Genomic DNA, 25,201 nt, shown 5'->3' on the forward strand with positions numbered 1-25,201 from the left:
GTCATCGGGGGCGGACCTCACGGTCGCGCAGCCCGCGGGGATCCAACTCCTCGCGGATCAAGTGCAGTTCCTCGGCGGTCGGTTCCCTGGTGGACGGCACCTCCCCGGCGTCCGGGAGCGCGAAGCCGGTCGCGGCCCGCACCTCGTCCACGGTGACGCCCGGGTGGGTGGAGACGAGACGCATGTGGTGGCCCGGTGCGTCGAAGTCGAAGACGCCGAGGTCGCTGACGACCCGGACGAGCCGGTGGTACGGGGCGCCGGCCGCACGGTCGTACCCCACTCCGCAGACCATGTCGACCCGTTCGACGAAGACCCGGGGCGAGTGCCGGGGAACCCAGTAGCTCACCGGGTTGTTCAGGGTGTTGACCGGGGCGCCGCGCACCCCGAGGAGCTGGCGGGCGGGGCGCTCCCAGTCGCCGATGCAGGAGATGTTCTGGTTGCCGTACCGGTCGAGCTGGCTCGCGCCCATCATCACGTGCCGCCGCCCGCCGGTGACCATGGCGAGGTGGCGGCGGTAGGGCAGCCAGCCCTCGGGCCGTCCGTCCGGGCCGATCAACATCGCCTCGCCGTCGGTGAGGAGGAGGTCGGGGGAGAAGGTGCGCCTGGCGAGTCGAGCACCGAGGGACGGAATCAGGCCCATGGGACTCGCGAGCACCTCGCCGTCGCCCCGCCACGCCTCGGCGCAGGCGATCACGCAGTACTCGGCGCGGGTGGTGGTCATCGTGGTTGCTCCTCGCGCTCGTCGTGCCAGGCGCGGACGGCGGCCTGGTAGTCGTCCTCGCTCTTGCCGGCCAGGAACCGCGCGGCGAACTCGGGCCAGGGGGTGGTCGCGTAGAGCTTCTGGAAGGCCTCGTCGCGGTCGTGGTCGGGGACGCAGGAGGTGAAGTGCGCCCCGTTCGGGGTCTCGACGACGCCGGTCACGCTGTGCCGGCTGATCAGCAGGCTCTGCGGGACGACGTCCGCGCCGAAGCCGCTCGCGTCGTCGACGAGCTTCTCGCAGGAGACGTACGCGGTGTCGGCGGCTTCGCAGAACAGGTCGTCGAAGTACGGGTCGGGCCCGAGGTACTGGCCGTTGCCCAGCCGGTCGGCGCGGTTGACGTGGACGAGTGCCGCGTCCATCCGCAGGGCCGGCACGGCGACGAACTCCTCTCCGTCCCCGTACGGGGAACGAACCGTGCGGAGGCCGGGGTTGACCCGCATGACGTCGGAGCCCAGCCCGGCGCGCACCGGCAGGAACGGCAGCCGGTGGGCGGCGGCCTGCAGCCCCCACATGAACATGGCCTCGTCGAGCTCGGTCAGTGCGAGCGCGCCGTTCTCGCGTGCGGTCCGGAAGTGCGGTTCGAGGGGGACGGAGTCCAGGGTGACGAAGGGGGCGACGAGCCGTCCGATCCGGCCGGCGGCGGCGAGCAGCCCCACGTCGGGACCCCCGTACGAGACCACCGTGAGGTCGGTGACGTCCGACCGCAGCAGGGCTCTGACCAGGGCCATCGGCTTGCGGCGGGAGCCCCAGCCGCCGATGCCGAGGGTCATGCCCGAGTGGAGCCGGCCCATCACGTCCTCGGGGGTCATGGTCTTGTCGGTCACGGGGATTCCTCCTTTCCGAAGGTGTCGCGGACCCGATCGGCGACTCCGCTGAGACCGGCCTCGAAGGTGAAGCCCTGTTCGAAGCGGTAGCTGCGCCGGACGTCCACGGGGTCGATGCCGTTGATCGCGGCCTTGGCGAGGCGGAGCAGCGTTCCGTCCTTGGCGGCGATCTCCGTCGCGAGCTCCCGCGCGGCCGTGAGCAGTTCTGCGCGCGGGACGACCTTCCACACCGAGCCGTGGGCGTGCAGTTCGGCCGCGGTCACGGTCCGGGAGGTGTAGTACAGGGTCCGCATCAGGTGTTGGGGGACGAGCCGGGCGAGGTGGGTGGCGGCGCCGAGCGCGCCCCGGTCCAGTTCGGGCAGGCCGAAGACGGCGTCCTCGGCCGCGACGATCGCGTCGGCGTTGCCGACGAGCCCGATGCCGCCACCCAGGCAGTGGCCGGCGACGGCCGCGACGACCGGCACCGCGCACTCGTAGACCGCGGTGAAGGCCTCCGCGCAGCCGCCGTTGGCGCCGATCAGCGAGGCGTGCCCGGGGTCGCGCTGCAGTTCCTTGATGTCGACGCCCGCGTTGAAGCCGCGGCCCTCGGCGGTGAGCAGGACGCAGCGGACCCCGGGGTCCCGGCCCGCCGTGCGGACCGCGTCGGCCAGTGCGTACCACCCCCGGACGGGCAGGGCGTTGACGGGCGGGAAGTCGACGGTGACCACGGCCACGCCGGAAACGGTGCACGAGGTGGAGACACCCATGGGCCGATCAGCTACCTTTCCACCAAACGTTTGTTAGGTAACCTCTTGAGGAGGAAGGTAGCAGCCGATGGAGCTGGATGGGAGGGTCGTGCTCGTCACCGGTGGCACCCGGGGGGTCGGCGCGGGCATCGCACGCGCCTTCCTGCGGGACGGCGCCCGGGTCGCCGTCTGCGCCCGGCGCCCTCCGGACGCCCCGGTCGAGGCGGCGGGTCGCACCGCCGACTTCCACCGCCTCGACCTGCGTGAACCCGGAGTCGTACGGGAGTTCTTCACCGCCCTCGCCGAGCGGTACGGACGGCTCGACGCCCTCGTCAACAACGCGGGCGGCACCCCGTACCGCCTGCTCGACGAGGGCGAGGCCGAACGGCACGCACGCGTCGTCGAGTTGAACCTCACCGCGCCGCTCGCCGTCAGCCTCGCGGCCCGTCCGATGCTGCGCGCCGCGCGCGGCGCGGTCGTCATGATCGGCAGCGTCAGCGGCACCCGCCCCTCCCCGGGCACGGCCGCCTACGGCGCGGCCAAGGCGGGGCTGGAGCACCTCGCCCGCTCCATGGCCGTCGAGTGGGCCCCCGAGGTGCGGGTCAACACCCTGGTCCTCGGGATGGTCAGGACCGAACTGTCCCACCTGCACTACGGCGACGAGGCGGGGATCGCCGCCGTCGGCGGGACCGTTCCGCTGGGGCGGCTCGCCACCCCGGACGAGGTCGGCGAGGCGGCCGTCTTCCTCGCCTCCGAGCGGGCGGCCTACGTTTCGGGGGCCTCGCTCCTCGTGCACGGCGGGGGCGAACGCCCCGCCTTCCTGGACGCATCCACCGCCAACAAGGAGGAGCCGCATGGGACTGTGTGACGACAGGGTCGTGATCGTGACGGGAGCCGGCCGCGGGCTCGGGCGGGCGCACGCGCTCGCCTTCGCCGCCGAGGGCGCCCGGGTCGTCGTCAACGACCTCGGGGTCGACCTCGACGGCGGCCCGAGCCCGGATGCCCCCGCCGCGCTGGTGGTGGAGGAGATCCGCGCTGCGGGCGGCGAGGCCCTCGCCCACGGCGGTGACGTCGCCACCACCGAGGGGGCCGCCTCTCTGGTCGCCGCCGCCCTCGACGCGTACGGACGCCTCGACACCCTGGTCAGCAACGCCGGCTTCCTGCGCGACCGCATGCTCGTCAACCTCGACGAGGAGGACTGGGACGCGGTCATGCGCGTCCACGCCAAGGGTCACTTCCTGCCGCTCCGGCACGCCGCCGCGCACTGGCGGGCCGAGGCCAAGGCCGGACGCACCCCGCGGGCGCGGGTCGTCCACACCACTTCGGGCGCCGGGCTCCTCGGCAGCGTCGGGCAGGGCAACTATGCGGCGGCCAAGGCCGGGATCGTCGGCCTCACCCTCGTCGCGGCGGCGGAGCTGGCCCGGTACGGGGTGCAGGTCAACGCGATCGCCCCGGCGGCGAGGACCCGGATGACCGAGCGGGCCTTCGGTGAACTCGCCGCGCTGCCCGAGGACGTGTCGCCGTTGGTGGTGTGGCTCGGCTCGGCCGACTCGGCGGGCGTCACCGGTCGGGTCTTCGAGGCCGAAGGGGGCCGCCTCACCGTCATGGAGGGATGGCGACCGGGGCCGACGGAGGACACCGGGGCGCGGCGGACTCCGGCGGGGGCGGGGCGGACGGTGCGGAAGCTGCTGACTGAGGCGGAGCCGCCGGGGCCGGTGTACGGGGCGGCTACTCCGTGAGCCGCTTGGTCGCGGCCCGCTGGCGTTCGGTCGCGCCGGTGAGGAAGCGGGTGATGGTGGTCAACTCCGCGGTGGTGAAGTCCTCGTAGAGGGCGTGCACCTCGCGCGCCCAGTCGTCGAAGAGGGGGGCGAGCTCGGCCAGCTTCTCGGGCCGGGGCTCGACGAGCACCCGGCGCTTGTCCGTCGGGTGCTTCACCCTGCGGACGAAGCCCTTGCGCTCAAGGCGGTCGACGAGCCCGGTGACGGAGGCGGGGGCCAGGCCGGAGTGCTCGGCCAGTTCCTTGGCGGTCAGCGGGCCGTGCCGTTCGAGCAGGTCGAGCGTCTTGGTCTCGGTGGCGCCCAGGTCCTGCTGGGCGGCGATCGCCGAGTGGAAGGCGACCGAGGCGGCGCTGGAATCGCGGCCCGCGGCGGTGAGGGCGGCGATGGCCTCGGCGCGTCCCGGGTCCTGCTCGCTCGACTGTGGCTCGCTCATGGGCATGGGAGGAGCCTAGCAAAATTCATTTCGTTCGGTCGAACTAAAGACTTGCGATCACGGACGGCCGCCTGGCATCTTTTATTTCGTTCGAGCGAACGAAATAAATCGAGGAGGGCTCATGCCACCCACCGCGCACCATCCCGCGCCACGCCGTTGGGCCGCCGCCGTCGTCATGATGGTCGCCGCCCTGATGGACCTGGTCGACGTCACCATCGTCAACGTCGCCCTGCCCTCCCTCGGACGCGACCTCGGGGCCTCCGAGAGCACCCTCCAGTGGACCGTCTCGGCCTATCTGCTCGGCTTCGCCGCCACCCTCGTCGTCGCCGGACGGCTCGGCGACCGCTACGGCCGCAAGGTGCTCTTCCTCGCCGGCACCGCCGGCTTCGGCCTCGCCAGCCTCGCCTGCGGCCTCGCCCAGACCCCCGGCCAGTTGATCGCCGCCCGCGCCGTCCAGGGCGTGGCGGCAGCGGTCCTCATGCCGCAGGTCCTCGGCTCCTTCCACAGCCTCTTCACGGGCGAGGAGCGCGGCAAGGTCTTCGGAATGTACGGGGCGGTGGCCGGCTTCGCCTCCGCGATCGGACTGCTGCTCGGCGGCGTCCTCACCGACGCGGACCTCTTCGGGCTCGGCTGGCGGAGCGTCTTCCTCGTCAACGTTCCCGTCGCGCTCCTCACCCTCGCCGCGGCCGTCGTCCTCGTCCCCACCACCCGCGAGCGCACCGCCACCCGCCCCCCGGTCCCCAGCAGCCTCGTCCTCGCCGCCGGCCTCGTCGCCGTCGTGCTCCCGCTCGTCCAGGGCCGCGGCTGGGGCTGGCCGCCATGGGGCTGGGTCCTGCTCGCCGCAGGCGTGCTCGCCGTGGCGGGCGTGGCGACCCGGGGCTCGATCTTCCCGACCGGCACGTTCCGGGTCCCCGCCTTCTCGTACGGACTCGCCGTCCAACTCCTCTTCGCCCTCGGCATGCAGGGCTTCTTCCTCGTCTTCGCGATCTGGCTCCAGGGCGGCCAGGGGTACACCCCCACCCAGGCCGGCGTCCTCATGGCGGCCTTCTCGGTCGGCGGCTTCCTGACCGCACCGGCGGCCGAAGCCCTCGCGGTCCGGCTCGGCCGCTACGTCCCGACGGCAGGGGCCGTCCTCATGGCCGCCGGATACGGCTGGAACTGGTACGCGATGGAGGGCGCCGCCCCCGTCCACACCGGCGCCTGGCCCCTGGCCCCCGGCCTGGTCGTCGCGGGAGCCGGCCTCGGCCTCCTCGTCGTCCCGCTCGTCAACATCGTCCTGTCGGCCGCCCCCGCCGCACTCGCGGGCAGCGCTTCCGGAGTCTTCTCGACGGCGCAGCAGGCCGGCGGCGCCCTCGGCGCGGCGACCATCGGAACCGCCTACTTCGCCGACCTCTCGCTCGCCGCGGCGATGCCCTGGGTGCTCGGCGCCTATCTCCTCACGGCCCTGCTGAGCCTTCGACTCCCGGCACGGTCGACCCCGACCCCGACCCCGACCCCGGCGCCGTCGCCGGCCGCGGCGACGGAGGGCGCCTGACCCCGGCCGGGAGCCGCTCCGCGGCCCCGGCAACCCCGACCGACCCCGCACCGGGACCGACGGCACCCCGTCAGCCCCGACGCGGGGTCGTCCACTCCAGCCGGGTCCTGACCCGGGGGTCGCGGACGTGTACGAGGGAGGCGAGCGCCGTCTCACGCGCCGCCCCGTCCGCCCCGCCGTCCGCAAGGATCGACGCCAAGGCGTCCACCGCACGCGGATCCTGACGGATCGCCAGCCCACGCGCCGCCTCCGCCGCGGTCTCCGGATCGGCATCACCGAGCCGCTCCGCCAAGCCCTCCCGTACGAGCGGGGTGTCGTCCGGCAGCTCGGCGAGCGCCAACGTCGCCCAGTCCCGGACCCCGGCGTCACCGTCCCGACTCAGCCCGAGGAGCACCCCGAGCGCCTCGACGTGACCGGCCGGCACGATCCCGGCGAGGGCCGCCGCCACGGCCCGGCGCACCACCGCGTCCGGATGCCCGGCCGCCGCCAGCAGCTCGGGAACGGCCACCGCGTCCCCACACTCCCCGAGCGCCACCACGCAGGACAGCAGCGGTTCCCGCGCCGGCGGCACCGCCTCCGCGGCGAGCCTCCGCAACACCGGGACCGCGCCCGATCCGAAGCCGGGCAGCGCCCCCAGCACCCGCGCACCGAGGGCCCGGCGCAGCGGATCGCGGTACGCGCACCAACCGGCCGCCGCCACGAAGGTCTCCTCGTCGGCCCGCCCCGCGAGCTCGGCCACCACCGTCGTCCAGTCGTCGAGCTCGGGATCGCCGCAGTGCAGCGCCCGTGCCGCGAGCTCCTCGTGCGGGGTGCGCAGACCGAGCGCCGCCTCCAGCAGCGTGGCGATCGCCGCATGGCCGGTCTGCCGGTCGTCCCCCCGCCCCGGAGCGCCGTCCGCCCGCAGCAGTTCGACGACGACCGTGATCCCGCCGTCCTCCCGGACCCGCCGGACGACCGCCTCGTACGTCTCCCCGCCCTCGTGCCCGGCGACGAGCCCGCGCCGCAGCTCGGCCGCGATGTCGACGCCGATCCACTGCCGCGCCTCCCGCAACGCTGCCTCCCGGCCCCCCGCCCCGTGGTCGAGGAGCGCCCGGACACACCCCGCGGAGCCGCGCCGGGCGGCGGCGACGAGCGGGACGAACCCGTCGGGACCCGGCCGGTCGGGCGCGGCGCCGTGCTCCAGGAGGACCCGGGCCGTGTCGGCGTGACCGAGACGGATCGCCCAGGCGAGTGCGGTGAACCCGTACGCCTCCGCCCGGTCGACCGCCGCGCCCGCCGCGAGCAGCGCCCGCACCACCTCGGTGTGCCCGCCACAGGCAGCCCCGCACAGCGGCAGGTCGCTGCCGTCCCCGCCGCTGCCCCGGTCCGGATCGGCCCCGGCGGCGAGCAGCAGCCGCACGATCCCGGCCGCGTCGCCGACGGCCGCCCGGTACAGGGCGGTCTCCCCGTCGTCCCGGGCCTCCGGGTCCGCTCCGCTGCGGAGGGCCCGTACGACCCCGTCCTCGTCCCCGGCCAGGATCGCGTCGAACAGCGTGCTCATGTGCCGACCCTGACCCGTCGTCGACGGACGGCGCAAATCCGCCTCCCGCACGGAGGTCAGGAGGCGCACTCCAGGACCGTGGCGCACACCCCGCACCTGGCCCGCAGCACCCGCCCCGCCGGAATCCGCAGGCGCTGTCGACAGACCGGGCAGGGGAAGGACACCCCGGCCGCCGGAGCCCCGCCGTCGAAGGCGTACGGGGCGTCCGCGCCGGCCCGGCCGCGCCGCCGTTCCCAGCCGTAGCGGCGCCGCTCGGCCCAGCCCGCCCCGGCCAGCGGCGGCACGCACCGCTCGCGCACCGCCTCCGCCCGGCCCCGCACCCATGCCTCGTACGCCACCGCACTGGTGAACCACGGCGAGGGGTCCTCGCCGAAGACCTCGGCCCGCTTGGCGAGGACGTAGCCGAATTCCTCCGGGGTCAGATAGCCCAGCCGCTGGCTCTCGACGCCGTCCCGGCGGTACGCGTCGAGCAGGAGCCAGCCGGCCCCCAGATAGGCGGTGGTGACGTCGGTGAGGACCTCGTTCTCGGCGGTGCCGGGAAAACCGAGGCCGAGCCGGTGCAACAGGACGTGGGTGACCTCGTGGGCGAGGGCCGCGCCGATGTCCCGGCGCCGTGACCGGAAACGGTCGTTGAGCTCGACGAAGTACTCGGGACCCGCGGTGAGCTCGACGGTCGCCGCGTGCTCCAACGGACGGAAGCCCACCACCATCCGCGCCTCGGGCAGCCGCAGGTGCCGCACCAGGGCACGGGCCACCCGTTGGGTGCCGAGGTACAGGTCCTCGTCATCGCCGAGGGCCACGTCGTCCGCCGTCACGCTGACCGGATAGCGGTGCACCCCGTCGGGGGAGAGACGGCGGTAGAGCGCGGTGAGGGACGCCCGCACGGTGGCGCGGTGCGGGAAGCCGTGCACCACACGGTCGGCCCCATCACGGTTCGGCATGCCGGATCCCCCCTCTCCTCCACTGTACGGTCCCCCCAAAGCGCCTGGCAGAAAAGGCTTTCTTGCGACGGAAGTTGAGCGTTGCCCACCGTCCGGGCGCCCCCGGACGGCCATGTGTCACCGGCACGCCCCGGTGCCGTCGCCCCGTCCGGGCCGACTCCCCCCACGAGAGAAGGAAGACACGTGAAGCAGAACCCCGTGGTCCGTGCCCTCCGGAAGGCGGCAGCCGTCGGCACCGTCACCCTGGCCGCCGTCAGCCTCCAGCCCACCCCTGCGTCCGCCGCCCCCGCCCCTGCGTCCGCCGTGCCCACCCCCGTCGTCGGCGGCACGCGCGCCGTCCAGGGAGAGTTCCCCTGGATGGTCAGGCTCTCCATGGGCTGCGGCGGCTCCCTGATCAGACCGCAGATCGTCCTCACCGCCGCCCACTGCGTCAGCGGCACCGGCAGCAACACCGACATCACCGTCACCGCAGGCGTGGTGGACCTCCGTTCTCCCAGCGCCATCAAGGTCAGGTCGACCGAGGTCTTCCAAGCGCCCGGCTACCACGGGCAGGGCAAGGACTGGGCACTGATCAAACTCGCCGAACCGATCACCGAACTGCCCACCCTGAAGATCGCCGACACCCCCGCCCACAACAGCGGCACCTTCACCGTGGCCGGCTGGGGTGCCGCCCGTGAGGGCGGAGCGCAGCAGCGCCACCTGCGCAAGGCGAACGTCCCGTTCGTTCCCGACGCCACCTGCCAGGCCGCCTACGGCAGCGACCTCGTCCCGGCCGAGGAGATCTGCGCGGGCTACAACCAAGGCGGGGTCGACACCTGCCAGGGCGACTCCGGCGGTCCCATGTTCCGCAAGGACGAAGACGGGGCCTGGATCCAGGTCGGCATCGTGAGCTGGGGCGAGGGCTGCGCACGCCCCGGCTACCCCGGCGTCTACACGGAGGTCTCGACCTTCGCCGCCGCCATCACCTCGGCCGCCGCCACGCTGTAGCCGCACACCCGGCACGGGCGCCCCGGAACGGCCTCGGTCCCCGGAGCGCCCTCCCGCCCCCGAACGGGATCCGGCTCCCGCCCCTAAACGGGATCCAGCACCGGGCCCTTCCCCGCCCCGCCCTCCAACTCCAACAACCACACCTCGTTCGCGCCCTCCCGCAGCACCGGACCCGGCACGAACAGCGCGTCCTGAGGCCCGGCCGCCCAGTAGCGCCCCAGACAGAAGCCGTTCACCCACACGAAGCCCCGGGTCGCGCCCGGCAGCCGCAGCCACGCGTCCCCCGCCCCCACCACATCCAGCGAACCCCGGTACAGACCGGGCCCCCGCTCCGCCGGCACCGCACCGAACGCCACCCCGTCGACCGCCGCCGCCTCGAAGGCGTCGAGCCGCAGCCCCCGCGCCCGCACCCCGTGCAGATACTGCCGCTCGTGCCGCACGCCTCCGGTGATCCCCTTGGGCTCCCCGAGCCGCGGCCCGTAGTTGACCCGGCCCAGCGACTCCACCCACAGGTCCACCAGCGCGGGACCCGCCACCGGGTCGTCGAGCACCACGTCCTCGCCGTCCGTCGTGTCCAGCACCCCCGCCGGCAGCCCGTCCACGTACACCACCGCCCGGTCGCGCAGCCCCGTCACCCCCAGCGGATACGGCTGCCGGGGACCCGGCACCGCCACCCGGTAACGGACCAGGCCCCGGTCCACGCCCAACTCCTCGAAGGTCGGCGTCACCGGCGTCACCGTCTCCTTGCCGCCGAGCGCCCCCAGGACCCGGCCGAGCGACGCATGGGAGTCCAGCGAACCGAAGACCGGCGCCGCCAACCGGACCGGAGCCTCCGGCACCTCCGGCAACGGTCCCTCCGCGTACGCCGCGAGCACCTCGCGGAAGGCCCAGTACTTCTCCGTCGGCCGTCCCGCCTCGTCCACCGGGGCGTCGTAGTCGTACGAGGTCACCGTCGCCCGCAGCGGACCGTCGTGCAACTCACCGGCCCGGTTCGCCCCCGCCCAGCCCGCGTGGTTCGTCCCGCCGTGCGCCATGTACACATTGACCGAGGCCCCGCACTCCAGGACCTCCCGCAGCGCCGCCGCGGCGTCCGACGCGTCCCGCCCCGCCCGCTCCACACCCCAGTGGTCGAACCAGCCGCACCAGAACTCCATGCACATCAGCGGCCCCGACGGCTGGTGACGGCGCAACGTCGCGAAACCCTCCCGCGCCCCCGAACCGAAGTTCGCCGTCGCGAGCACCCCCGGCAGCGAACCGCCCGTCAGCATGTGGTCCTCGGGCCCGTCCGAGGTGAACAGCGGAACGCCCACCCCGCAGTCACGCAGCAACGCCGCCACCCACTCCAGATAGCCCCGGTCGCTTCCGTAACTCCCGTACTCGTTCTCCACCTGCACCAGGACCACCGGCCCGCCCCGGTCCACCTGCCGCTCCACCACCTGCGGGAGCAACCGCCGGAACCAGGACTCCACCGGCGCCAGGAACTCCGGGTCGAGGCTCCGCACCCGCCGCCCCAGCGGCCCGGTCAACCAGTGCGGCAGACCGCCGTTCTCCCACTCGGCACAGATGTACGGCCCCGGACGCACGATCGCCCGCATCCCCGCCCGCGCCACCGCGTCCAGGAACCGGCCCAGCGCCGCCACGTCCCCGTACCGCCCCGGCTCCGGCTCGTACAGGTTCCACGGCACGTACGTCTCGACGCAGTCGAGGCCCATCGCACGCAGCATGTCGAGCCGGTGCCCCCAGTGCCCCTCGTGCACCCGGAAGTAGTGCAGCGCCCCCGACAACAGCCGCACCGGCCGCCCGTCGAGCAGAAAGTCCCTGTCACCCACAGCGAACGTGCTCATGCCCTCACCCTCACCCCCTGGCGGTGACGCGGTCCATGGACAAAGATCGTCGCAGTTTGGACCTTAGAGGGAGCAGGACGCGGCATGTACCACACCTGGATGCGCTACTTCACGCCCAGCCCCGTCCACCACCGCCTCGGCCTCGTCTGCCTCGGCGTCGGACTCCAGCACGGCACCCTGCCCACCGTCGGCCCGCGCACCCTCGACCACCACGTCGCCGTCGTCGTCTCCGCCGGCAGCGGCTGGTACCGGGGCCCCGACGGCCGCCGCACCCCCGTCACCGCCCCCGCCCTCATCTGGCTCACCCCCGGCACCCCCCACCACTACGCCGCCGACCCCGGCACCGGGTGGGACGAGGCCTTCGTCGACTTCACCGGCCCCGCCGCCACCACCTACACCGAACTCGGCTACATCGAACCCGACCGCCCCGTCGTCCCCCTCTCCGACGCCGCCCCGGCCCGCACCGCCATCGCCCGGATCGCCCGCGCCGCCCGCCCCGGCAACCCCCTCCTGGAAGTCGAGACCGCAGCCGCCGTCCACGAACTCCTCGTCGCCCTCCGCCGCGCCCGCGCCGACACCAACGCCGACGGCGACCCGGTCCTCGCCGCCCTCGCCCGCGACGCCTTCCAACCCCTCTCCGTCGCCGACCACGCCGCCCGACACGGCATGACCCCCGCAGAGCTGCGCACCGCCGTCCGCCGCGCCGCCGGCTGCAGCCCCAAGGACTACCTGCTCACCGTCCGCCTCGGCCGTGCCAAGGAACTCCTCGCCGCCACCGAACTGCCCGTCTCCGCCGTCGCCCGCCGCGTCGGCTACGACGACGCCGCCTACTTCTCCCGGCTCTTCACCCGCCGGGTCGGCACCGCCCCCATCCGCTTCCGCGAGCAGCAGGGACGCACGGTCCACGGCGGCTGGAGCGACCGCGTTCCGGATCCCGAACACCCGCCCACCATCCCCGGAAGATCCGGATAGGCTCGCCGACCATGAGCGACACCAGCGAGATCGACCCGTCCGTCACCGCCGAGCTGACCCGCCTGCGCGAGAGCATCGACAACATCGACGCGGCCGTCGTCCACATGCTCGCGGAGCGCTTCAAGTGCACCCAGCAGGTCGGCGTCCTCAAGGCGAAGCACCAGCTGCCGCCCGCCGACCCCGCCCGCGAGGCCCGCCAGATCGCCCGGCTGCGGGAACTCGCCGAGAACGCGAGACTGGACCCGGCCTTCGCGGAGAAGCTCCTCAACTTCATCATCGCGGAGGTCATCCGACACCACGAGACACTTGCGGACGGAGCACACTGATGGGCCGCGTCACCATCTTCACCCTCGGGGGAACCATCTCCGCACGAGGCGGCGACGCGAGCCGCATGACCGGCAGGGAGGTCCTCGCCGGCCTCGACGCCCCCGAGGACGTCGTCCTGCGGGACTTCCGCCGCGTTCCCAGCGCCAGCCTCTCCTTCGAAGACCTGGCGGCCCTCGCCGAAGAAGTACGGACGGCCGTCGCCGACGGCTCGGGCGTGGTCGTCGTCCAGGGAACCGACACCCTGGAGGAGACCGCCTTCCTCCTCGACCTGCTCTGCACCACCGAGCAGCCGATCGCCGTCACCGGCGCCATGCGCCGCCCCGACCTGCCCGGCGCCGACGGCCCCGCCAACCTCGCCGCCGCCCTCGCCGTCGCCGCCGACCCCGCCTGCCGCAACCTCGGCGTCCTCGTCGTCCTCGCCGACGAGATCCACGCCGCCCGCCACGCCCGCAAGACCCACACCACCTCGATCGCCACCTTCGCCTCGCCCGGCACCGGGCCCATCGGCGCCGTCGTCGAGGGCGAACCCCGGATCCTGCTCCGCCCCACCACCCCCACCGCGCCCTGCCCGCTCACCCTCGACCCCGCGATCCGGGTGGCGCTCGTCACCCTCTCCCTCGGCGACCGCGGAGAACTCCTCGAAGCCGTCGACGAGCGCTTCCAAGGCCTCGTCGTCGCCGCCTTCGGCGCCGGACACGTCCCCGCCCCGCTCGTCGAACCCCTCGCGGCACTCGCCCGCCGCATCCCCGTCGTCCTCGCCTCCCGCACCGGCAGCGGCAGCACCCTCGCGCGCACCTACCGCGGCCCCGGCTCCGAGCACGACCTGCTGCACCACGGACTGATCCCGGCCGGACGGCTCGACCCCGCCAAGGCCCGACTCCTGCTCCACGCCCTGGTCTCCAGCGGCGCCACCGGACCCCACGGCTACGACCGCCCCCGCATCACCGCGGCCTTCACCCACCTCAACGGCTCCGGCCTCGCCTGACCGATCTTCCCCGCCCCACCCCCCTGCCGAGGCCCGGGCGGATCGGGCAGCATAGGGCGCATGTCCGTACTGACGCGCGACGAAGCGCAGACCCGTGCCCAGCTCCTCGACGTCCACCGGTACCAGGTGGACCTCGACCTCACCACCGGCGCCGAGACCTTCGAGTCCACCAGCACCATCCGATTCACCGCCCGTACCGCCGGGGACACCTTCGTCGAGCTGAAGCCCGTCACCCTGCACTCCGCCACCCTCGACGGGGCGGACCTCGACATCACGGACCTGGACGGCAACCGCCTCCCGCTCGCCCTCACCGAAGGCGACCACGAACTGCGGGTCACCACCACCATGCGCTACTCCCACACGGGCGAGGGCATGCACCGCTTCACCGACCCCACCGACGGCGAGTCGTACGTCTACACCCAGCTGTTCATGGAAGACGTCCAGCGCGTCTTCGCCGCCTTCGACCAGCCCGACCTCAAGGCCGTCTTCGAGCTGACCGTCACCGCCCCCGAGGGCTGGACCGTCCTGTCCAACGGCATCACCGAGCAGCAGCCCGACGGCACCTGGAAAGCGGCCCCCACCCCCCTGCTCTCCACCTACTTCGTCTGCGTCGCCGCCGGCCCCTGGCACACCGTCCGCACCGAGCACGCGGGCCTGCCCTTCGGCATCCACTGCCGCCGCTCCCTCGCCGCCCACCTCGACGCCGACGCCGACGAGATCCTCGCCGTCACCAAGGCCTGCTACGACCGGTACCACGAGAAGTTCGAAGAGCCCTACCCCTTCGACTCCTACGACCAGGCCTTCGTCCCCGAGTTCAACGCCGGCGCCATGGAGAACCCCGGACTCGTCACCTTCCGTGACGAGTTCGTCTTCCGCTCCGCCGTCACCGTCACCGAGCGCCAGACCCGCGCCATGGTCATCGCCCACGAAATGGCCCACATGTGGTTCGGCGACCTGGTCACCCTGCGCTGGTGGGACGACATCTGGCTGAACGAGTCCTTCGCCGAGTACATGGGCTTCCAGACCGTCAACGAAGCCTGCGCCGACCTCTTCCCCGACACCTGGGTCGACTTCGGCGTCACCCGCAAGGCATGGGGGTACGAGGCCGACCAGCGGCCCTCCACCCACCCCGTGGCCCCCGCCCCGGAAGCCGTCCCCGACACCGCCTCCGCACTGCTCAACTTCGACGGCATCTCCTACGCCAAGGGCGCCTCCGCCCTGCGTCAACTCGTCGCGTGGCTCGGCGAGAAGGACTTCCTCGCCGGCATCAACAACCACTTCAGGCGGCACAAGTTCGGCAACGCCACCCTCGCCGACTTCATCGACAACCTCGCCGCCGCCACCGACCGCGACGTCCACGCCTGGGCCGAGCAGTGGCTCCGCACCACGGGCGTGGACACCCTCACCCCGCGACTCGACGGCGAGGGCCTCCACTGGAAGCTCACCGTCGACCACGACGGCAGCCGCCCGCACCGGATCGCCGTCGGCGTCTACGACCGGGACGCCCTCGAAGCCCCCGTACTGCGCGAGCGGCACGAGATCGACGTCCCCCAGGAAACGCCGCTCGAACTGACCGGCCCGCGCCCCGCCCTCGTCCTCCTCAACGAAGAGGACCTCACCTACGCCAAGGTGCGCTTCGACGACGCCTCTCGGCAGACCCTCCTGTCGGCCCTCGGCGCCCTCCCCGACGCCGTCAGCCGCGCCGTCGCCTGGAACAGCCTGCGCGACATGGTCCGCGACGGCCAACTGGAGCCCGACGCCTACCTGGAAGCCGCCCACACCCACCTCGCCCAGGAAACCGAACTCGCCCTGGTCCAAGGCGTCCTCGGTTTCGCCCGCACCCAGATCGCCGACCGGTACGTCCCCGAAGCCGAACGCCCCGCCGCCCTCGCCAAGATCAGCGAGATCGCCCGCACCCTGCTGCGCCGCACCGAGGACGGCGAAGAACCCGGACTCCGCCTCACCGCCGTCCGCGCCTGCATCGACAGCGCCACCACACCCGACAAGATCGCTTCATGGCTCGACGAGGGCACCGTCCACGGCGGCCCGGAACTCGACCCCGAGCTCCGCTGGCGCATCCTCGCCCGCCTCGCCGTCCTCGGCGCGACCGACGAAACCACGATCGCCGCCGAGCTGGAACGCGACCCCAGCGCCACCGGCCAGGAAGGCGCGGCCCGCTGCCGGGCGGCCCTTCCGACCCCCGAGGCGAAGGAAGCGGCCTGGACCGCCCTCTTCGCCACCGACGACCTCTCCAACTACCTCTTCACCGCCACCGCCCAAGGATTCTGGCAGCCCGAACACGCCGACCTGGTCAAGGAGTACGTGCCCCGCTTCTACGAGGCCGCCACCGCGCTCGCGGACCGCCGGGGAGCCGCAATGGCCGAAGCCGCCGGCCGCTACGCCTTCCCCGCGTACGCGGTCGACACCGACTCCCTGGCCCTGGGGGACCGCCACCTCGCCCAGGACGAGATGACCCCCGCCCTCCGCCGCAAGCTGGTCGACCAACTGGACGACCTGCGCAGGGCCCTGCACGTGCGCGGCTGACCCCCGCCCGTCCCCGACGGGGCACGACCGGAACGCCCGTCCGGACGAGCCGGTCGTGCCCCGACCCCACCGGAACGCCCGATGCGCACCGGCGGAGACGGCCACCGACCGGCCCCGTCCCCGAACACCGGGAGCACCCACCCGGACCGACGCCCCACCGGCCGGAACGGGGGACAGCCCGCCCCGGCCCGTCCCCCGTTCGGGTCACAAGAGCCAACTCCCCGGACAAGCCCCGACCACCCCCGGCACCCTGTCGCCCATGCGTGCCGCACCCCCGCCCCTCGCCGTCGACCCCACCGCCCTGAGCAACCTGCTGGGCACCGTCCTCGACGCCCTCCGCGAAGGAACCCGAGCCAGGGGCGGCCCCCTCCCGGCCGGAGGACCGGAAGCCGCGGCCCACCGGATCGACCGGCTCGGCTCGGCGCTCCCCCCACGAGGCACCGGCCCCCACGAGGCCCTCCACACCCTCGTCCGCGCCCTGGCAGAAGGCGCCGCAGACCCCGCCCACCCCCTCTGCGCCGCCCACCTCCACACCCCGCCCCTCGCCCTCGCCGTCGCCGCGGACCTGGCCGCCTCCGCACTGAACCCGTCCATGGACTCCTGGGACCAGGCACCCGCCGCCTCCGCCCTGGAAACGAAGACCACCGCTGCCCTCGCCGCCGAAGTCTTCCCCGAGGCAGAAGCCCCCGACGCGCTCATCACCACCGGCGGCACCGAATCCAACCAACTCGCCCTGCTCCTCGCCAGGGAACGACACGGCACCGTCCAGACCGTCATCGGCGCCAACGCCCACCACTCCCTCCGCCGCGCCACCTGGCTCCTCGGCCTGCCCGAGCCGATCACCGTCCCCACCCCGAGCGGCACCCTGGACCCGGCCGCACTCGACGAAGCCCTCACCCACGCCCGAGGCCCCCTCCTCGTCGCCGCCACCGCCGGCACCACCGACGAAGGTCTCATCGACCCCGTCCCCGCGATCGCCGACCTCTGCGACACCCACCGCGCCGACCTCCACGTCGACGCCGCCTACGGAGGCCCGGTCCTCTTCAGCCCCACCCACCAGCACCTCCTCGACGGCCTCGACCGGGCCCGCACCGTCACCGTCGACCTCCACAAACTCGGCTGGCAACCCGCCGCCGCAGGAATCCTCGCCGTCCGCGACCCCGCCGACCTCGCCCCCCTCGACCACACCGCCGACTACCTCAACGCCACCGACGACACCGAAGCCGGCCTCCCCGACCTACTCGGCCGCTCCCTGCGCACCACCCGCCGCCCCGACGTCCTCAAGACCGCCGTCACCCTTCGCGCCCTCGGCCGCACCGGCCTCGGCGCACTCGTCGACCGCTGCATGGACCTCGCCCACGACCTCGCCGACCTGGTGGAAAAGACCCCCGGACTCGAACTCAGGGCCCGACCCACCCTCACCACCGTCCTCTTCCGACCGCGCTCCGCCACCGACGACGCCGTCGCCGCGATCCGCCGCACCCTCCTCACCGAAGGCCGCGCCGTCCTCGGCCGAGCCCGGGCCGACGGCCGCCTCTGGCTCAAGGCCACCCTCCTCAACCCCCACGCCACCCCTGACGACCTCACCCAGATCCTCACCCTCGTGGAAGGCAGCACGCACCGATGACCGGCACCACCCCCCCACAAGACCTCGACCAACCCCACGACCTGGTGGGCATCGGCATCGGTCCCTTCAACCTCTCGCTCGCCGCCCTCGCACAAGGCGTCCCCGGCGGCCTCGCCACCGCCTTCTACGAACAGAACCCGGCCTTCCACTGGCACCCGGGTCTCCTCCTCGACGGCGCCACCCTCCAGGTCCCCTTCCTCGCCGACCTGGTCACCCTCGCCGACCCCGCCAACCCCTGGACCTTCCTCAACTACCTGAAGAGCCGCGAACGCCTCTTCCCCTTCTACTTCGCCGAGAAGTTCCACATCCAGCGCGCCGAGTACGACGCCTACTGCCGCTGGGTCAGCGAACGACTCCCCGGCCTGCACTTCGGCCACCAAGTCGACTCCGTCCGCTGGAGCCCCGAACGACACCTCTTCGAAGTCGACTTCACCCAGATCGACCCGGAAGGCGAGGCCGAAGCCCTGGGACGCTCCTACACCCGCAACGTCGTCCTGGGCGTCGGCACCGAACCGTACGTCCCCGAACCACTGCGCCCCCTGGTCGACGCCCCCGGCGTCCCCGTGATCCACTCCGCCGACTACCTCACCCACCGCGAGACCCTGCTGCGCGCCCGGCACGTCACCGTCATCGGCTCGGGCCAATCCGGTGCCGAAGTCTTCCTCGACCTGCTCCGGGCCCGCCCCCGGGGGAAGGAAGGCATCCACTGGCTGGCCCGCACCGAAGCCTTCGCCCCGATGGAGTACTCCAAGCTCGGCCTGGAACACTTCACCCCCGACTACACCCGCTACTTCCACGCCCTGCCCGAACCCGTGCGCAGCGAACTCGGCGCCCGCCAATGGCAGTTGCACAAGGGCATCGATGCCGACACCATCGCCGCCATCCACGACGAGCTCTACCGCCGCACCCTGCACGGAGGCTGGCCCGACGCCGTCCTCACCCCCGGCGTCCGGGTCCGCACCGCCGGTCGGGTCGCCACCACCCAGGTCGAACTCCACCTGGAGCACCTCCAGCAGTCCACCCGCTCCCGACTCACCACCGACGCCGTCGTCCTCGCCACCGGCTACCGCGAACGCCCCACGGGCCGCATGCTCGCCGGCCTCGACCCGTACCTGCGCCACGACTCCGCCGGCCGCCCCCGGATCGACGAGCAGTACCGACTCGTCCTCGACCCCGCCGTCACCGGCTCCGTGTACGTCCAGAACGCCGAGCGCCACACCCACGGCGTCGGCGCCCCCGACCTCGGCCTCGCGGCCTGGCGCAGCGCGACCATCCTCAACTCGATCACCGGCAAGGAGCCGTACCCGCTGCCCCGCCGCACCGCCTTCACCAGCTTCGGCCTGGAAACGCGAGGGGCGCCGAGCATTCCGGCCCAAGGCCAGAAGCTGACGCCCCTCGTCCAACAGTAGGAACTAGAAGACCGGTACGCCGTCCCGGGTCAACTTCCAGTCCACGGAGGCGAAGAGGCCCGGATCGACGGTGCCCTTCGCCTTCACCCACTGGATGATGGTGTTGCGGATCTCGTTCGAGTCGGCCCACAACTGCGGAGCGTTCGCAACGTGCGGGAACGCCCCGCCACCACTCGCCCGGTAGTTGTTCACCGCGAGCGCGAACTGCGCCGCCGGGTCCAGCGGACGCCCCTCGAAGGCCAGCCCCACGATCCGCGAACCCACCGGCTTCGCGATGTCGACCTCATAGGTCAGGCCCGACACCGCGTCGTAGTTGTAGTCCGGCGTGCCGTCCGCATTGGTGAGCTTCGCGGTGTCCACGGGCACCCCCGCCGGGGTCTGGACGTAGTACTTCGCCGAGTACTCCAGGTAGTCCTTCAACTGGGCACCCGTCAGCAGGCGCGCTTCCAGGGTGTTCTCGAAGGGATACAGGCCGGCGGCGTCCTTGATGGTGACCTCACCGGCCGGGATGCGGGCCGTGCGCGAGAAACAGGAGGCCTGCGAGAGCACCGGCAGGCCCGCGTGCGCACCACCGGCGAGCCCCTCCCGCACGGTCTCGGCCTGCACGACGTTGATCAGGTCGATGATCGGCTCGTCCTTCCACGGCGCCTCGACCGTCGTCATGGCCTCGGTGGAGGTGCCGATGACCTGGTTGACGTACGCCACGACCTCCCGGTGCTCCTCGGCCAGCAGCCCGGTGATCTCCGGATCCTCCTCGACCGCGTTCGAGTTGAGGACCCGGGCACCAACCCCCTCGACGACCCAGCGACCCCTCTCCCGGACCAGGTCGAAGTCGAACAGGGTGAGACGCTGACCCCACTTCAACGGCTCGGAGAGGACGACCTCCCGACCCGTCTCCTCGTTCGTGACCCGGTACTCGGGAATCTCGGTGTGCGCGTGCCCCACCAAGATCGCGTCGATGCCCGGAACCTGCTCGGCGACCAGCCCGGCCGCGTTCTCGACGTACGGCAACTGGTCACCGTACGAGGAAGTGCCGGAGGACCCCGAGTGCGCCGAAACGACCACCACGTCAGCGCCCATGGAGCGCAGCTTCGGCACCCACTTCGCGGCCTGCTCCTCCAGCCCCGGGAAGACCATCTTCCCGGTGACGTTGGCCTTGTCCCAGATCGCGATCCCCGGATTGGTCAGACCGAGCACCGCGACCCGCACGTCCTTGCCGTGCGGGGTGCGCAGGCGGTGCATGCTGTACGGGGGGAAGGCCGGCCGCAAGCTCTTCGCGTCGAGCGCATTGGCACCGAGCAGCGGGAAGTCGCACTGCTCCTCGAACTTCCGCAGCACCGGAATGCCGTAGTTGAACTCGTGGTTGCCGAGCGCGGCGGCGTCGTACCCGATGGCGTTCATGGCCCGGGCCATCGGGTGCACGGGACCACCGGCCTGGGTGATGGGGTCGACCTTGGCGTAGTAGTACGACAGCTGGGTGCCCTGGATGGTGTCACCGGCGTCGATGAGGAGGGTGTTGCCCCGGCCCTTCTCGGCGCGCACCCGGTTCACCAGGGTGGAGATCTTGGCCAGGCCCACGTCGTTGTGCGCCTTGTCGTCGAACTCCTTGTCCGTGAAGTAGTCCCAGTTGAAGACGTTGCCGTGCAGGTCGGTGGTGCCCATGACGGTGAAGGAGTACCGCTTCTGCGGACGCGGGCGGCCGGGACCGTGGGCCTCGGCGGGAACGGCAACGGCTCCGGCGACGGCCACTCCGGCACCGGCGGCGGCCGAGCGCTCCAGGAACGTCCTGCGATTCAGCGGCATGCGTGTTCTCCCCTTGTGTGCTGTGGCGCCGACGCCGACCATGGCGCACAACGCGCGTAGATTCTGGCCCAGACGCCACGTCGGCAACAGTCCTTTCGGGTTACGGAGTGGGAAAGTGTTCGGTGGACCAACCGGTACCCACACGAGGAGCCCAGGACGTGACACAGGAACACGCCACCCCCGAAGCACCGCAGGTGACGGTCCGCGGCACCGGCCGCCTGGAGGTCGACCCCGAACTGGCCCGGATCTCCGTCACCGTCTCCGCCCGGGGCACCGACCGTTCGGCGACGCTCGCAGAACTGACCCGCCGCAACGCCCGCGTCCTCGACCTGGTGAAGGCCCTGGGAGGCGCCGTCGAGAAACTGGAGACGGGCGGGTTCTCGATCTCTCCGGAACTCGGCAAGCGCGGTCGCGGCGAGCGGGTGCGCGCCCATGTGGGCCGGGTCCGCCTGATGGTCGAACTCGCCGACTTCACCGTCCTCGGTGACCTGGTCACCCGCCTCGGCGACCTGGAACTGACCCGCGTCGAGGGCCCGTGGTGGGCGCTGCGACCGGACTCCCCGGTACACGCCGAAGCCCGGCGGCTCGCGGTGACGGAAGCCGTGCGGCAGGCACGGGCCTACGCCGAGGCGCTCGGCACCTCCCTCTCCGCGCTCCTCGAACTGTCGGACGCGGGATCATTCGAAGCCATGGGTGCGGGGCAACCCGCCCTCCACATGCGGAGGGTCGCCTATGCGGCCGATGAGGCCGAAGGGGTGCCCCCGCTCGACCTCGAACCGCAGCGACAGACGGTCACGGCCGAGGTCATGGCACGGTTCACCATGAGGCCGCCCGCACTCTGAGCCGGGGCGCGCAGGGGTGTGCAGAACGCTCATCAGAGCACCCCGGCGCACAGATTCAATACTTGTCAACAACCTTTCATGGAAAGGTTGTTGGGTAGTCATGCCAGGCCAACTTCCTACTGATGGGTAAGCCCTAGGCTCGACCCATGCGCCGAGCAAAAATCGTTTGTACCCTTGGGCCCGCCACCGAAACATACGACCAGATCAAGGCGTTGGTCGAGGCCGGAATGGACGTGGCCCGCCTCAACCTCAGCCACGGCGGCTACGCCGAACACGAGGAGCGCTACCAGCGCGTCCGCAAAGCCTCCGATGAAACCGGCCGCAGCGTCGGCGTCCTCGCAGACCTTCAAGGCCCGAAGATCCGCCTCGGCCGCTTCCGCGAAGGACCCGTACTCCTTGAACGCGGAGACGAGTTCACCATCACCGTCGAGCCCATGGAGGGCGACCGCAACTGCTGCGGCACCACCTACGCCGGCCTCGCCGAGGACGTGACCGCCGGCGAACGCATCCTCGTCGACGACGGCCGCGTCACCCTGGAAGTCACCGCCGTCGACGGCCCCCGCGTACGCACCCGCGTGGTCGAGGGCGGCATGATCTCCGACAATAAGGGCCTCAACCTGCCCGGTGTCGCCGTCTCCGTACCGGCCCTCTCCGAGAAGGACATCGAAGACCTCCGCTGGGCGTTGCGCATCGGCGCCGACGTCATCGCCCTCTCCTTCGTCCGCAACGCCCGGGACATCGACGACGTGCACCGGATCATGGACGAGGAGGGGCGTCGACTCCCCGTCATCGCCAAGGTCGAGAAGCCGCAGGCCGTCGAGAACATTGAAGAGATCGTCGCCGCCTTCGACGGCATCATGGTCGCCCGCGGCGACCTGGGCGTCGAAATGCCCCTGGAACAGGTGCCGATCGTGCAGAAGCGAGCGATCAAGCTCGCCAAGCGAAACGCCAAGCCGGTCATCGTCGCCACCCAGATGCTCGACTCGATGATCGACAACTCCCGCCCCACCCGCGCCGAAGCGAGCGACGTGGCGAACGCCGTCATCGACGGCACCGACGCCGTGATGCTCTCCGGAGAGACCAGCGTCGGCCGCTACCCGATCGAGACGGTCCGCACCATGAGCAGGATCGTCGAGGCGGCCGAGGAGGACGTCCTCGCCAAGGGACTCCCGCCCCTCACCGAACGGAACAAGCCCCGCACCCAGGGCGGAGCCGTGGCGCGGGCCGCCGCCGAGATGGGCGACTTCCTGGGCGCCGCCTTCCTGGTGGCCTTCACCCAGTCCGGTGACACGGCCAAGCGGCTCTCCCGCTACCGCTCGCCGATTCCCCTGCTCGCCTTCACCCCGGACCCGGCAACCCGCTCCCAGCTCAACCTCACCTGGGGAGTGGAGACCTTCCTCGGCCCGCACGTCGAATCCACGGACGCGATGGTGGCCCAGGTCGACGAGGAACTCCTGCGCATCGGCCGCTGCCGCCCGGGCGACATCGTCGTGATCACCGCAGGGTCCCCGCCGGGAGTCGCCGGCTCGACCAACCTGGTGCGAGTCCACCGCATCGGGGACCCGGTGGCGGGCTGAGCGCTCAGTACTTGGCCCCGACGTGGGCGTCCATGAGGGCGACGGACGCCTTGCGGGCGATGGAGACGTTCTGTGCAGTGCCCTTCCGCTGTGTCGCCTTCCAGGTGACGCCGACGCGGTCGAGCGCGCTGGTGAAGATTCCGACGATGTCCACGGACGTGTTGGTGAAGAAGTAGCGGGGGTATTCGTACCGCTTGTGCTGTCCGGCGATCACCTTCTCCGTCCAGTTGGTGATCCGGCAGCCGTCGGAGTGCACGAGCCCACGAATGAGCTCCCACGGGTACACCTCGACGATCTCCTGTTGCCAGGATTCGAGGAAGATGTGCCGTTCGTGCTTCTTGCCGGGCCCGTGCTGCGGAAAGAAGCAGGTCCAATGGCGTCCATAGCTGGTGACGACGACGCAGCCCTGTCTCCGCAGGACGTACGCCGTGCTCCCGGGGCGAACCGCCCGGATCGCGCTGCGGCATTCTTCGATCAAGCCGGGCCAGGCGTCGGCACAGGCGATGCGCAGAAGATGGCCCCCACGGGGGTGCGGGCTGATGCACCCGTCGCCGAGGTAGAGCCCGAGGAGATAGGCGTACGCCCGTGCAGGGGCAGGAGCGGTTGGTGTCGGGCGGCATCGTACGCAGGGCGCGGAGTGGGCCGAAGCACGGGGGCGGGGTTCCAACCGTTCCCGCCAACTGCGTATGGCTGCACGGGATATTCCGGTCTGCCTGTTGACGGAGTTCAGACTGTGGCCCTGGGAGACCAAGGCCAATGCTCGCCGACGCGTTTCGATGTCGTACACCCGGTCGAGTGTGGTCAATCTGATCGACCGGGTTGGGCGGAGCGTGGGGATTTCACGCGTGTGAGTGACGATTCAAGTGAGGCAGATCAACTTCGAATCGAAGGAAAAGTGCCCCGGGTCGGACTCGAACCGACACTGTGTGGGTTTTGAATCCACTGCCTGCTGCCAATTGGGCTACCGGGGCCCACAGGATCAAAGGTTTCCCTAGGCCCTGTGCCCGTCCACCATACCGCAGCTAGGTAGGCTCATGGGCAGCAGATCTGCCCCGTAACGAGGAGCCCCCGTGACCGCCCCCGAGTCGCCCCAGCCCGCCGACGACGCCGAGGCCTCGCACGTCCCGCCGCTGACGACCCGCGTCGTCATCGCCGAGGACGAGGCACTGATCCGCCTCGACCTCAAAGAGATGCTCGAAGAAGAGGGATACACGGTCGTCGGTGAGGCGGGGGACGGCGCCACGGCCGTCGAGCTCGCCCGTGAGCACCGCCCCGACCTCGTCATCCTCGATGTGAAGATGCCCGTCCTCGACGGCATTTCGGCGGCCGAGAAGATCGCCGGCGAGTCCATCGCCCCGGTCCTGATGCTGACCGCCTTCTCGCAGCGCGAGCTCGTCGAGCGGGCGAGGGACGCCGGCGCCATGGCGTACCTGGTCAAGCCGTTCAGCAAGAGCGACGTCGTGCCGGCCATCGAAATGGCGGTCTCCCGCTTCGCCGAGCTGCGCGCCCTGGAGAAGGAGGTCGCCGACCTCTCCCAGCGGCTGGAGACCCGGAAGCTGGTCGACCGGGCCAAGTCGATCCTGCAGACCCAGTACGGCCTGACGGAGCCGGCCGCGTTCCGCTGGATCCAGAAGACCTCGATGGACCGCCGCATGTCGATGCAGCAGGTCGCCGAGGCCGTCATCGAGGACGCCGAGGAGAAGAAGGCGGCCAAGGGGCAGTAGGCGATCGGTCGCCGCTCCGGTCCGA

The 25,201-nt window shown here is 72.0% G+C and carries 22 protein-coding genes and 1 tRNA gene; 13 read left to right on the forward strand and 10 right to left on the reverse strand.

Annotated elements, in window-relative coordinates:
- Nucleotide 1 precedes the first annotated feature (1 nt).
- Genes ACFW2Y_RS01420 through ACFW2Y_RS01430 form a run of 3 tightly spaced genes read right to left on the reverse strand, consistent with a single transcriptional unit; the run spans nt 2 to nt 2,330 of the window.
- Nucleotides 2-721: a CoA-transferase subunit beta gene (locus tag ACFW2Y_RS01420; protein WP_384871808.1), complete on the reverse strand. Its 720-nt coding sequence runs from the start codon at nt 719-721 to the stop codon at nt 2-4.
- The gene (locus ACFW2Y_RS01425; RefSeq protein WP_384871811.1) at nt 718-1,584 is read right to left on the reverse strand and encodes a CoA transferase subunit A; all 867 of its coding nucleotides are present in this window, start codon (nt 1,582-1,584) and stop codon (nt 718-720) included. The genes ACFW2Y_RS01420 and ACFW2Y_RS01425 overlap by 4 nt, the downstream gene beginning before the upstream one ends.
- Entirely contained in the window at nt 1,581-2,330 is a 750-nt protein-coding gene (locus tag ACFW2Y_RS01430; protein ID WP_384871813.1) for an enoyl-CoA hydratase family protein, read from the reverse strand. The genes ACFW2Y_RS01425 and ACFW2Y_RS01430 overlap by 4 nt, the downstream gene beginning before the upstream one ends.
- Before the next feature lie 67 nt (nt 2,331-2,397).
- Here ACFW2Y_RS01430 and ACFW2Y_RS01435 point away from each other — a divergent pair, with 67 nt between their 5' ends.
- Nucleotides 2,398-3,177 carry an SDR family oxidoreductase gene (locus ACFW2Y_RS01435; protein ID WP_384871815.1) on the forward strand — a complete coding sequence of 260 codons (780 nt, stop codon included), beginning with the start codon at nt 2,398-2,400 and terminating at the stop codon, nt 3,175-3,177.
- On the forward strand, nt 3,164-4,048 hold the full coding sequence (locus ACFW2Y_RS01440; protein ID WP_384871818.1) for an SDR family oxidoreductase: 885 nt from the start codon (nt 3,164-3,166) through the stop codon (nt 4,046-4,048). Before ACFW2Y_RS01435 ends, ACFW2Y_RS01440 begins: the two co-directional genes overlap by 14 nt.
- Here the strand turns inward: ACFW2Y_RS01440 and ACFW2Y_RS01445 are convergent.
- Nucleotides 4,038-4,526, reverse strand: coding sequence for a MarR family winged helix-turn-helix transcriptional regulator (locus tag ACFW2Y_RS01445; protein ID WP_384871820.1), 489 nt, complete (start codon nt 4,524-4,526; stop codon nt 4,038-4,040). The genes ACFW2Y_RS01440 and ACFW2Y_RS01445 overlap by 11 nt on opposite strands.
- Before the next feature lie 115 nt (nt 4,527-4,641).
- On the opposite strand from ACFW2Y_RS01445, the gene ACFW2Y_RS01450 reads away from it, so the two are divergent.
- On the forward strand, nt 4,642-6,054 hold the full coding sequence (locus ACFW2Y_RS01450; RefSeq protein WP_384871822.1) for an MFS transporter: 1,413 nt from the start codon (nt 4,642-4,644) through the stop codon (nt 6,052-6,054).
- 70 nt (nt 6,055-6,124) lie between these two features.
- Here the strand turns inward: ACFW2Y_RS01450 and ACFW2Y_RS01455 are convergent, their stop codons facing one another.
- Nucleotides 6,125-7,594 carry an ankyrin repeat domain-containing protein gene (locus tag ACFW2Y_RS01455; protein ID WP_384871824.1) on the reverse strand — a complete coding sequence of 490 codons (1,470 nt, stop codon included), beginning with the start codon at nt 7,592-7,594 and terminating at the stop codon, nt 6,125-6,127.
- A gap of 56 nt (nt 7,595-7,650) precedes the next feature.
- Nucleotides 7,651-8,535, reverse strand: a complete 885-nt coding sequence (locus ACFW2Y_RS01460; RefSeq protein ID WP_384871827.1) for a hypothetical protein — start codon at nt 8,533-8,535, stop codon at nt 7,651-7,653.
- Nucleotides 8,536-8,718: 183 nt separating this feature from the next.
- Between ACFW2Y_RS01460 and ACFW2Y_RS01465 the strand changes: the two genes are divergently transcribed.
- Entirely contained in the window at nt 8,719-9,522 is an 804-nt protein-coding gene (locus ACFW2Y_RS01465) for a S1 family peptidase (RefSeq protein ID WP_384871829.1), read from the forward strand.
- Between the two features lie 83 nt (nt 9,523-9,605).
- Here ACFW2Y_RS01465 and ACFW2Y_RS01470 read toward each other — a convergent pair whose 3' ends face one another.
- Nucleotides 9,606-11,366 (reverse strand): beta-galactosidase family protein, encoded by a 1,761-nt coding sequence (locus ACFW2Y_RS01470; RefSeq protein ID WP_384871831.1) that lies wholly within the window; start codon nt 11,364-11,366, stop codon nt 9,606-9,608.
- An 84-nt stretch (nt 11,367-11,450) separates the two neighbouring features.
- On the opposite strand from ACFW2Y_RS01470, the gene ACFW2Y_RS01475 reads away from it, so the two are divergent.
- From ACFW2Y_RS01475 to ACFW2Y_RS01500, 6 genes are all read left to right on the forward strand, one after another.
- Entirely contained in the window at nt 11,451-12,338 is an 888-nt protein-coding gene (locus tag ACFW2Y_RS01475; RefSeq protein WP_384871834.1) for an AraC family transcriptional regulator, read from the forward strand.
- 11 nt (nt 12,339-12,349) lie between these two features.
- Nucleotides 12,350-12,664 carry a chorismate mutase gene (locus ACFW2Y_RS01480; protein ID WP_384871836.1) on the forward strand — a complete coding sequence of 105 codons (315 nt, stop codon included), beginning with the start codon at nt 12,350-12,352 and terminating at the stop codon, nt 12,662-12,664.
- A complete protein-coding gene (locus tag ACFW2Y_RS01485) occupies nt 12,664-13,650 on the forward strand; it encodes an asparaginase (RefSeq protein WP_384871838.1) in 987 nt (328 codons plus the stop codon). The genes ACFW2Y_RS01480 and ACFW2Y_RS01485 overlap by 1 nt, the downstream gene beginning before the upstream one ends.
- 60 nt (nt 13,651-13,710) lie before the next feature.
- On the forward strand, nt 13,711-16,194 hold the full coding sequence (gene pepN, locus ACFW2Y_RS01490) for an aminopeptidase N (protein ID WP_384871841.1): 2,484 nt from the start codon (nt 13,711-13,713) through the stop codon (nt 16,192-16,194).
- A 259-nt stretch (nt 16,195-16,453) separates the two neighbouring features.
- Nucleotides 16,454-17,821, forward strand: coding sequence for a pyridoxal phosphate-dependent decarboxylase family protein (locus tag ACFW2Y_RS01495; RefSeq protein ID WP_384871843.1), 1,368 nt, complete (start codon nt 16,454-16,456; stop codon nt 17,819-17,821).
- Entirely contained in the window at nt 17,818-19,230 is a 1,413-nt protein-coding gene (locus tag ACFW2Y_RS01500) for a lysine N(6)-hydroxylase/L-ornithine N(5)-oxygenase family protein (protein ID WP_384871845.1), read from the forward strand. The genes ACFW2Y_RS01495 and ACFW2Y_RS01500 overlap by 4 nt, the downstream gene beginning before the upstream one ends.
- Nucleotides 19,231-19,233: 3 nt before the next feature.
- Here the strand turns inward: ACFW2Y_RS01500 and ACFW2Y_RS01505 are convergent, their stop codons facing one another.
- On the reverse strand, nt 19,234-21,033 hold the full coding sequence (locus ACFW2Y_RS01505) for a bifunctional metallophosphatase/5'-nucleotidase (protein WP_384871846.1): 1,800 nt from the start codon (nt 21,031-21,033) through the stop codon (nt 19,234-19,236).
- Nucleotides 21,034-21,191: 158 nt separating this feature from the next.
- On the opposite strand from ACFW2Y_RS01505, the gene ACFW2Y_RS01510 reads away from it, so the two are divergent.
- The gene (locus tag ACFW2Y_RS01510; protein WP_384871848.1) at nt 21,192-21,875 is read left to right on the forward strand and encodes an SIMPL domain-containing protein; all 684 of its coding nucleotides are present in this window, start codon (nt 21,192-21,194) and stop codon (nt 21,873-21,875) included.
- 146 nt (nt 21,876-22,021) lie between these two features.
- The gene (gene pyk, locus ACFW2Y_RS01515) at nt 22,022-23,452 is read left to right on the forward strand and encodes a pyruvate kinase (protein ID WP_384871849.1); all 1,431 of its coding nucleotides are present in this window, start codon (nt 22,022-22,024) and stop codon (nt 23,450-23,452) included.
- A gap of 4 nt (nt 23,453-23,456) precedes the next feature.
- On the opposite strand, the gene ACFW2Y_RS01520 is transcribed toward pyk, so the two are convergent.
- Together ACFW2Y_RS01520 and ACFW2Y_RS01525 are read right to left on the reverse strand one after the other, a co-directional pair.
- The gene (locus ACFW2Y_RS01520; RefSeq protein WP_384871852.1) at nt 23,457-24,239 is read right to left on the reverse strand and encodes a transcriptional regulator; all 783 of its coding nucleotides are present in this window, start codon (nt 24,237-24,239) and stop codon (nt 23,457-23,459) included.
- 109 nt (nt 24,240-24,348) lie between these two features.
- Nucleotides 24,349-24,423 (reverse strand) — tRNA-Leu (locus tag ACFW2Y_RS01525).
- Between the two features lie 99 nt (nt 24,424-24,522).
- Between ACFW2Y_RS01525 and ACFW2Y_RS01530 the strand changes: the two genes are divergently transcribed.
- Entirely contained in the window at nt 24,523-25,176 is a 654-nt protein-coding gene (locus ACFW2Y_RS01530; RefSeq protein WP_309052391.1) for a response regulator, read from the forward strand.
- Nucleotides 25,177-25,201: the final 25 nt, after the last annotated feature.

Origin of the sequence: Streptomyces sp. NPDC058877, from assembly GCF_042742855.1 — a bacterium.
Lineage (GTDB): Bacteria > Actinomycetota > Actinomycetes > Streptomycetales > Streptomycetaceae > Streptomyces.